Here is a 9,490-nt window from a genome sequence, read left to right as displayed (position 1 = left end):
ACCTATTTCCGGTTCAACATTTTTTCTTCCTCTAATGCTATGTGGTAAAATAGGGTCCACAATCATAAGGAGGAACAAAATGAAATTTAATGGTTTTACAGAAGATGACTTTAATATTTTCACAATCAACGGTCTAGACGACCGTATGGAAGCTTTAATAGAAACGATCAGGCCCAAGCTGGATGCTCTAGGCCACCACTTCGCCCCCACTCTGAGTACCATGACCGGAGATGAAATGTTTCCGCATGTAGCAAAACATGCAAGACGGTCAGTCAATCCCCCGGATGATACATGGGTTGCATTTGCCAATAATAAAAGAGGCTATAAGAAACATCCTCATTTCCAAATCGGCCTTTGGGAAACCCATGTCTTTGTGTGGTTTGCCATGATTTATGAAGCTCCTGACAAAGAGGAATACGGAAAGGCACTCGAAAAAAACATAGATCATATCATTAAAATCATTCCTCGGAACTTTGTCTGGTCAGGAGATCATACTAAGTCTGAAGTCCTGCCTTTCTCTGAAATGGATAAAGAAGAGCTGTCTTCCTTATTCAAACGATTGCAGACCGTCAAGAAGGCTGAAATCCTTTGTGGAATCCAGATTCCGAGAGAGCAAGCCGTCAAGCTCTCAGGGGATGAAACAATTGAAATAATCAATGATGCGTTTGTAAAATTATTACCCCTTTACAATCTGTAATAAACATACTGATGAGTGTTCAAAAAGAGGATGAGCCCGTTTGAAACATGGGCTCACCCTCTTTTTAACTTGTTACATTTTTATGATTTTACTGTCAGACTCTTTTAATTTCTTTACTGCTCTATATGAAGAATATCCGCTTGATTCTTCAAATTCACCGCAGATTTTTTTCTCATCTGCTTTACCGGGAACAATCTCTTTAAAACGCCTGTATGCTGACATCAGCTTTTCCCGCTCTATTCCTTTTTCATAAGCTTTTTCAATGCTTTGAAAAAATGAAACCACGTCTATTACTTCATCTGTTGACCAGTCCAAAGAAAATGGATATTGGTATTCCAATTGGTTCACCTTGCTTTCTGTATGTATTTTCATATTGCTCTAGTTGAGTTCACTAAAAAGTGTGATAGTCGTTTGATAAGTAAAGGTCCAAATACTTTTGTAAAGGCTGTATTAAAGAGCTCTGTTGATTTCTTAAGCATATTAATGAATAGATTTCCGCTACAGGCGCACGACTCCGCGGGGCGGGCGGTGAGCCTCCTCGGCTTTGCCTGTGGGATCTCACCTGTCCCGCTAGTCCCGCAGGAGGTCGCACGCCTTCCGCTTCAATCGAACAGTATAGCACCCTTAGAACTATATAATTCTTCTGTTTTCATACCTAAATATCAAGATTATCAATTAACAAAGCCTTTGTAAAAAAGCAAAAATCCTTTATAATAGGGACTTTTAATATTTAACTTCTCCACCTTCCCCCTGCTTCTTCAGCCTGCTTAACGATACGATCGATCAAAACCTTAACAGACGGGATATCTTGGATCATTCCCATTACCTGTCCCGCCCAGCCAAATCCTTCGTCGGAGCTGCCTTCATAAATGAATTTTTTATTCGCATTGCCGCTGATGAAGTTTTTTAACCCTTCATATCCGGCATCCTGTTTTTCCAGAGCAAGTATCTCGGCCGTCCATTTGTTTGAAATCGCACGCGCGGGGGCCCCAAGTGTTCTTTTGATGACCACTGTATCACTTTCTGTCCCGCTAATCAATGCCTTCTTATATTCTTCCGAAGCATGGACGCATTCTTCTGTTGCAATGAATCTCGTCCCCATCTCGATTCCTTCCGCTCCAAGGCATAATGCCGCTGCCAGGCCCCTTCCGTCCCCTATTCCTCCAGAAGCAATTACCGGAATTGAGACTGCGTCCACCACCTGCGGAATCAACACAAATGTCCCTATATCATCTTTGCCAAGGTGGCCTCCGCCTTCCGCCCCCACTACCATGACAGCATCGGCACCAAGCTCCTCCGCTTTCACCGCCTGCCTTTTAGCTGCAACGAGAACAAGCTTTTTAATAGAGGTGCCCTTAAGCATTTCAAACATTGGTGCAGGATTTCCTCCTGTCATTGAAATGACTGGTACATCCTCCTCAATGGCTGCCTGCAACATATCCTTAAATGGACGTCCGTGCTGTCCAATGGCAAAGTTCACCCCAAATGGTTTATCTGTTAGTTGACGCACTCTATGTATTTCTTCTCTCAATTGGTCTGGAGACTCCAGGGACATCGCAGTAATCTGACCAAGTCCTCCCGCCTTGCTGACTGCGGCAGCCAGGTCTGCATACGCAAGATAGGCAAGTCCCCCCCTGTATGATTGGATACCGTATTCCGAGGAGCTCCGTAACTCTTGTATTCCAGTTCAAAATCATCACCCTTTCTACAGACTTATTCGCTCCTGTATTAAAAAAATCCTGTCATTTTTGACAAAATGTAATAAGTACGGGCGTATAACACTATGCAAAGAAATATGTAAGTGCTATAATTCTTTATCGATAAGAGCGACCTTGTTTCTTAAACAGTTCTCTTTCCAAAGATGCTACTAATTAACCTAATGACTAATTCCTTTCCATTAAGGGAAAGGCTTAGATATAAAAGACTTTAAAGAGGTGTCGAATGAATTGTCACAATACAAAACTCCTTTATTTACCGGCTTAGTAGAACATAGTAAAAAAAATCCCGTACAGTTTCACATTCCCGGCCATAAAAAAGGGACCGGCATGGACCCTGAATTCAGAAACTTCATCGGGGATAATGCATTCTCAATCGACTTGATCAATATCGGGCCGCTGGATGATCTTCACCAGCCAAAAGGGATGATTAAAGAAGCCCAGAAGCTTGCAGCAGAAGCGTTTGGTGCAGATTATACCTTCTTCTCAGTGCAAGGTACCAGCGGAGCCATCATGACGATGGTCATGTCTGTATGCGGACCAGGAGAGAAAATCATTGTGCCGCGTAATGTTCATAAATCCGTTATGAGTGCGATTGTCTTTTCGGGTGCCACTCCCATTTTCATACATCCTGAAGTTGATGAAGATTTAGGGATCTCCCATGGCATCACGACGGATTCAGTGGCAAGAGCCCTGGAACAGCATCCCGATGCTAAGGGTGTACTGGTCATTAATCCAACCTACTTCGGTATTTCTGCCGATCTGAAAAAAATCGTTGAAATTGCCCATTCTTTTGACGTGCCTGTTCTTGTGGATGAGGCTCATGGCGTCCATATTCACTTCCATGAAGACCTTCCGATATCGGCCATGCAGGCAGGAGCGGACATGGCTGCTACAAGTGTACACAAACTGGGTGGATCAATGACGCAAAGTTCTGTGTTGAATATAAAAACCGGGCTTGTATCCCCTAAGCGCGTCCAAACCATTTTAAGCATGCTGACAACCACTTCAACATCCTATCTATTACTTGCTTCATTGGATGTTGCAAGGAAAAGGCTTGCTACGGAGGGGAGAGAGCTGATAGAAAACACCATCCAGCTTTCTGAAACCATCAGGGAAAAAGTTAATCGTATCGAAAGTCTCTATTGTGTTGGAAAAGAAATATTGGGTACCAAGGCAACCTTTGATTATGACCCGACAAAATTGATTATTTCTGTCAAACAGCTGGGAATCAGCGGATTCGATGCAGAGAAATGGTTAAGGGAAGTTTACAATATTGAGGTAGAAATGTCTGATATGTATAACATCCTCTGCATCATTACGCCGGGTGACACTAGTGCTGAAGGCGATAAATTGGTTGAGGCACTAACAGAGTTATCCTATCAGTTCTCTGATAAAGAAGGATTCTCAGAAACTGTTGAAGTCCTCCTTCCGGATATACCGCTCCTGTCTATGACTCCAAGGGATGCTTTCTATGCTGATACAGAAGTAATTCCGATCGAACAGACAGTAGGACGCATCATTGCCGAGTTTATCATGGTATATCCACCGGGGATTCCGATTTTTATCCCCGGAGAGATCATTACATCTGAAAACCTTACGTATATCCAAAAGAATGTTGAAGCCGGATTGCCAGTTCAGGGACCTGAAGAATTTGACCTCAGTCACCTACGTGTCATAAAAGAACACAAAGCCATCCGATAATAACTTGGACACCACTCTGCATAAGAGTGGTGTTTTTGAGTGGGGAAATATAGTGTTAGCCCAAATTACAAAGGTACAGAGGACAGGGAGAATGAGTCCTGGAGGGGTCGGTGCCCCGCCAAGGACGTAAGTGGGCCAGTGAGATTCATTTTTTGAGGGGGTGTTGGCCCGCAAACGATGTAATCGGCCCATTGAGATTGACTTCTTGATGAGGTGTTGGCCCGTAAACGACGTAATTAGCCCATTGAGATTCGATTTTAGATGTGGTGTTGGCCCGTAAACGATGTAATCGGCCCATTGAGATTGACTTTTTGATGAGGTGTTGGCCCGCAAACGACGTAATTAGCCCATTGAGATTGACTTTTTGATGAGGTGTTGGCCCGCAAACGATGTAATTGGGCCATCGAGACTCGATTTCAGGTGAGATATTGGCCCTTAAACGACGTTAAATGGCCCATTGAGAATCATTTTTTGAGGAGATATTGACCCTGCAAACGACGTAAGTGACCCAAAGAAATTCATTTTTTGATGTGGTCTTGTCCCGCAAACGATGTAAATGGCTCATTGAGATGCATGTTTTGATGAGGTATTAGCCCGCAAACGAACTATCCAGAATTGTGGAGCACTTCAATAAACAACCCCCGCCACTTAGGTCGGGGGTTGTTTTTATATTAACCTTTTAATCATCTAATTCAGTTTCTTTATTGCAATCACATTCGCTGGAGAATAAAACCGATACCTTTTCATCTTCAAAGTGATCAATAGTGTTTAAGCATGATTGACAAACGATTGTACCCATCTTAAAACTCCTTTCATCTCGTCAGTTATTTTGGAAGCGCTTTAATTTTCCTTCATGAACCTATAATAATATAACACAATTAAAATATCAAGCCTAAATTGTATGTCACATTAACTTTTTTATTCTTTCAGTGTGTTATCTTTATTGTAGGTTTATTATTTCGCTTTTCAGACATAGGTTTTTAATGTTTTCCCCGCATTTTCCCAGGAGCAGGTAGACTGCTCTTAGAGTATATGAGTCAGGAGTTTAATTTATTTCATATGTAACAGGTTTCTATGTAAAAAACAAAAAAGCTGCCCACGGGTATCCGTATGACAGCTTTTCTAATTATTGAGGCGTTTGTATCAATTCAGGATCAAGGATCTCATATCCTTTGTCCCTTAAACCTTGTACGATGTCTGCAAGTGCTGCATTGGTCCATTCCCGGTCATGCATTAATAAATTTGCACCTGGTTTTAACAGAGAGTAAGGTACGTCCACTTCCGGGCCTTCACCTGTAATCATGGCCGTCTTTAACTTTTCTGCATCCATGTATGGTTTGAAATAATCATAACCATATGTCCAATTCATCAATGTCATGCCTTCTTCTTTAACCAGTTCCTTGACATAATCGGTATTTGCTCCATGCGGGGCACGGAAATATTTAGGTTTCTCTCCAGTAACTTCTGTGATAAGCTCGCTTAATTTAATGATTTCTTCTTTTTGCTTATCTTCAGGTACATCATCAAGTTTTTGATGGTTAAATGTATGATTTCCGATGACAAAGCCCATCTCATGTATATCTTTGAGGATTTGTTTCTTTTCTTCTGTTTGAAGGAAATGCCCATTCACAAAAAAGATTGCAGGTGCATCGAGGCTTTTCAATGTTTTGGCCATTTCCAGCGTATACTTATCTGGTGCATCATCAATCGTCAGTAACACTACTTTTTCATTCGCATCACCGATGGGTTGAACAGACCAGTCTGTTTCATTAATCATATATAGAGGTTCTTTGGATTCTTCTTCCTGAACAACATCTTCATTTTCGGGATTTTCATTTTCTGCAGCTTTCTCATTACCTTCTTCCGACGCACTATTGTCTTCCGCGTTTTCATTGGACTCTTCGGCTGCAACTACTTCGTTGATACCTTCCTGATCTGCAGTATTTCCAGCTGTTTCAGATTGTTGTTCATTGGCACAGCCCGCTGCCAGCAAGAAAAATACACTGCAGTAAATCAACTTTTTCATGTTTTTCCCCTTCCTCTAGTTGAATGTCTTTTCCAATTATAACACTTTCCAGAGAATTATATGGCAACAAGTATCTGCTCGAAAAAAATTTTCAAAGAAAAGAATGTGCTAAGGCTGATAATAGTGACGATTAACGTAAGTCTGGATGATTGGAGAATTTTTTTAGCGACTATGAATCCTAAATAAAAAAATACAATGAACATAATCCATTTATATTCAATATGATCTTTGTTGGACAACCACTGAGCGATTGTAAATACACTCCAGACTATGAGCTGCAATAAGAATGCAATATAATTTTTCATTATCTCACCCGAATTATTAAGGATTTATATCATTATATTCTCTGTGTACCCTGGTTTAAAACTTTAATCTTACAGCCGATTTTTCATTTATGTAACAATTCTATTATTTTGCACATTATCCTTTTGGCATATGTTAGAATAATCCCAATTGCATAATTAGTAATTATTTTACAATTTATTAATATATAAGACTTAGTAAAGTGTTTTTCTAAATATATAACGACTACAATATTGAAAAGAGGCTAATAGATGAAATATTTTTTACTGATAATTTTCATGCTGGTAAACATCATCTTCCTTTCATCCTGCAGTATTCAAAATGAACGAACTGCAGCCGGGCTCAATATTGAAAAAGGTATCCTGTTTTATTCTGATGAGAATAACATTCAGGAAGAAGATTCTTATTATGAAGCATTGATTGAATTAAAACATTCTTATCCCGGACAATTCGACAATTATAAGATCATTGCCAAAAATCAGGAGTACGATTCTGCTATTGCCTCCTTAAATGACACTTATCCTGCGCTTCTTGTCATTAAAGATAACAAAGTAGTCTGCAAGGTGGTTGGAATAGCAAAAAAAGATGATATTTTGACGCCTGTCAGCAATGTCCTTGAAGAGTGGAACTGATTACATTCCTTTTCCCCCGGTAGGAGCTGGTTGAAACTTACATAGTAATAAACCATACAAACCCCTCTTGCGTTTATAAGAGGGGTTTGTGTCGTTTTTACAGCATAAGTAAGTTTATAGCAAGCGAGCATCCTCACAAAAAAACCTCTTGGGGGATTCCCAAGAGGTTTTTTAAAATTATTTAATGATGTGAATAGGGCTGCCCATCGCAACTTCTGCAGCTTCCATAGAGATCTCTCCAAGCGTTGGATGCGCATGAATCGTCATTGCTACATCTTCTGCAGTCATGCCAGACTCAATTGCAAGACCAAGCTCAGCGATCATGTCAGATGCACCGGAACCAACAATTTGAGCACCGATGATCAAGCCATCAGCTTTGCGTGTAATCAGCTTCATGAATCCATCAGTTGCATTCAATGCCAACGCACGACCGTTTGCTGCAAACGGGAATTTAGATGCAGTAATTTCAAGACCTTCTTCTTTAGCTTGAGCTTCAGTATAACCTACTGTAGCTAATTCAGGATCAGTGAAACATACTGCTGGAATGCCCATATAATCGATTTCTGCCGGTTCACCAGAAATGACTTCTGCGGCAATCTTACCTTCATAAGATGCTTTGTGAGCAAGCGGCGGTCCATCTACGATGTCACCGATTGCAAAGATGTTTGAAACGTTGGTACGGCACTGCTTATCGATTTTGATCAGACCGCGGTCAGTCATATCAATGCCCGCTTCTTCAAGACCGATTTCATCTGTGTTTGGACGACGTCCCACAGTAACCAGTACGTATTCCGCGTCAACTGTTTTCTCTTCACCGTTAACTTCATACTTAACCGTTACTCCACTGTCCGTTTCGTCTACACCTTTAGCCATTGCTTTTGTCACAATGTCTACACCTTTTTGCTTAAGGCCTTTTTTAACAATTTGAGTCATTTGCTTTTCGAAACCGCTAAGGATATCGTCAGCACCCTCAAGAATTGTTACTTTCGTGCCAAGGTTCGCATAAGCTGTTCCAAGCTCTGTACCGATGTATCCTCCACCGATAACCACCATGCTCTCTGGAATTTCAGTAAGGTTTAGCGCACCAGTTGAATCCAGTACACGTTTTGAGAACTTGAAGCTAGGAATTTCAATCGGACGTGAACCTGTTGCAAGAATCAGGTTTTTGAACTTGTATGTTTGTGCAGAACTTTCATCCATAACACGCAAAGTGTTCGCATCTACAAGGTAAGCTTCACCGCGAACGATTTCAGCTTTGTTTCCTTTTAGAAGGCCTTCAACACCGCCCGTAAGTTTCTTAACGACTCCGCCTTTCCACTCTTGCACTTTGTCGAAGTTAACTTTTACATTTTCTGCAACAATCCCCATGTCATCAGAATGTTGGGCCTGATGAAAGCGGTGGCCGGCAGTGATGAGTGCTTTGGAAGGGATACATCCTACATTCAAGCAAACTCCGCCAAGGTTTTCTTTCTCGATGATTGTTACTTTTTGTCCAAGCTGTGCTGCACGAATCGCTGCAACATATCCTCCAGGACCTGAACCGACTACTATAGTATCTGTTTCAATTGGGAAATCTCCTACTACCATCGCATTACGCCTCCATTAATAAAAGTTCTGGATCGTTCAACAAGCGCTTGATATGGTTAAGTGCATGTTGAGCAGTAGCTCCGTCGATCATACGGTGATCGAAGCTCAATGATAATGCTAACACAGGTGCGGCTACAATTTCACCATTTTTAACCACTGGTTTTTCTGCAATGCGTCCAACACCCAAAATCGCCACTTCAGGATGGTTGATTACAGGTGTGAACCATTGGCCGCCAGCTGATCCGATGTTTGTGATTGTGCAAGAAGCACCTTTCATTTCGTCGCCGGAAAGTTTACCGTCACGGGCTTTGCCTGCAAGTTCATTGATCTCATTTGAAATAGAGAACATTGATTTGCGGTCAGCATTCTTAACGACAGGAACAAGAAGTCCTTTATCTGTGTCAGCTGCGATTCCGATGTTGTAATAATGCTTGTGAACGATTTCGCTCGTTTTGTCATCAAGAGAAGTGTTAAGTGCAGGATATTCTCTAAGCGCACTTGTCAATGCTTTTACCACATATGGAAGGAATGTAAGCTTGACGCCTTTTTCAGCAGCCACTTCTTTGAATTTCTTGCGGTGCGCCCAAAGTTTTGTTACATCCACTTCATCCATAAGAGTTACGTGTGGAGCAGTTTGCTTGGAATTAACCATGGCTTTAGCGATCGCCTTACGGATTCCGCTCATTGGCTCACGAGTCTCAGGGAATTCACCTTCTGGAACTTTTTGCGCAGCAGCAGCTTTAGGTGCCGCTTCTTCTTTTGCAGTTTCTGCTGCCTGAGCAGTTTCTTGTTTCTCAGCAGGTGCTGCTTTAGCTCCGCCTTCAAG

8 protein-coding genes and 1 pseudogene are annotated in these 9,490 nt (G+C 41.5%); 3 read left to right on the top strand and 6 right to left on the bottom strand.

The window, feature by feature from the left end; genetic code table 11:
* The first annotated feature begins 79 nt into the window (after positions 1–79).
* Positions 80–697, top strand: coding sequence for a YktB family protein (locus BSG1_RS17630; RefSeq protein ID WP_006838559.1), 618 nt, complete (start codon positions 80–82; stop codon positions 695–697).
* Positions 698–769: 72 nt separating this feature from the next.
* Here the strand turns inward: BSG1_RS17630 and BSG1_RS17625 are convergent, their stop codons facing one another.
* Positions 770–1,036, bottom strand: a complete 267-nt coding sequence (locus BSG1_RS17625) for a UPF0223 family protein (RefSeq protein ID WP_044023119.1) — start codon at positions 1,034–1,036, stop codon at positions 770–772.
* A gap of 391 nt (positions 1,037–1,427) precedes the next feature.
* Positions 1,428–2,388: pseudogene (locus BSG1_RS17615) on the bottom strand (NAD(P)H-dependent flavin oxidoreductase).
* 255 nt (positions 2,389–2,643) lie between these two features.
* Between BSG1_RS17615 and BSG1_RS17610 the strand changes: the two are divergent.
* Complete coding sequence (locus BSG1_RS17610) at positions 2,644–4,116, top strand: aminotransferase class I/II-fold pyridoxal phosphate-dependent enzyme (RefSeq protein WP_044023117.1); 1,473 nt, start codon at positions 2,644–2,646, stop codon at positions 4,114–4,116.
* A 679-nt stretch (positions 4,117–4,795) separates the two neighbouring features.
* Here BSG1_RS17610 and BSG1_RS20590 read toward each other — a convergent pair.
* Positions 4,796–4,915, bottom strand: coding sequence for a GapA-binding peptide SR1P (locus BSG1_RS20590; protein WP_083802918.1), 120 nt, complete (start codon positions 4,913–4,915; stop codon positions 4,796–4,798).
* A gap of 327 nt (positions 4,916–5,242) precedes the next feature.
* On the bottom strand, positions 5,243–6,142 hold the full coding sequence (locus BSG1_RS17605) for a polysaccharide deacetylase family protein (RefSeq protein ID WP_006838554.1): 900 nt from the start codon (positions 6,140–6,142) through the stop codon (positions 5,243–5,245).
* 554 nt (positions 6,143–6,696) lie between these two features.
* On the opposite strand from BSG1_RS17605, the gene BSG1_RS17595 reads away from it, so the two are divergent.
* Positions 6,697–7,077, top strand: coding sequence for a hypothetical protein (locus BSG1_RS17595; protein WP_006838552.1), 381 nt, complete (start codon positions 6,697–6,699; stop codon positions 7,075–7,077).
* A gap of 177 nt (positions 7,078–7,254) precedes the next feature.
* On the opposite strand, the gene lpdA is transcribed toward BSG1_RS17595, so the two are convergent.
* Positions 7,255–8,664, bottom strand: a complete 1,410-nt coding sequence (gene lpdA, locus BSG1_RS17590; RefSeq protein WP_006838551.1) for a dihydrolipoyl dehydrogenase — start codon at positions 8,662–8,664, stop codon at positions 7,255–7,257.
* 4 nt (positions 8,665–8,668) lie between these two features.
* Positions 8,669–9,490: dihydrolipoamide acetyltransferase family protein (locus BSG1_RS17585; RefSeq protein ID WP_006838549.1), on the bottom strand; the 822-nt coding region annotated here is incomplete at its 5' end.

This window comes from Bacillus sp. SG-1, assembly GCF_000181495.1.
Classification (GTDB): Bacteria; Bacillota; Bacilli; order Bacillales; family Bacillaceae_B; genus Rossellomorea.
This window is presented reverse-complemented; position numbering and strand designations above follow the sequence as displayed.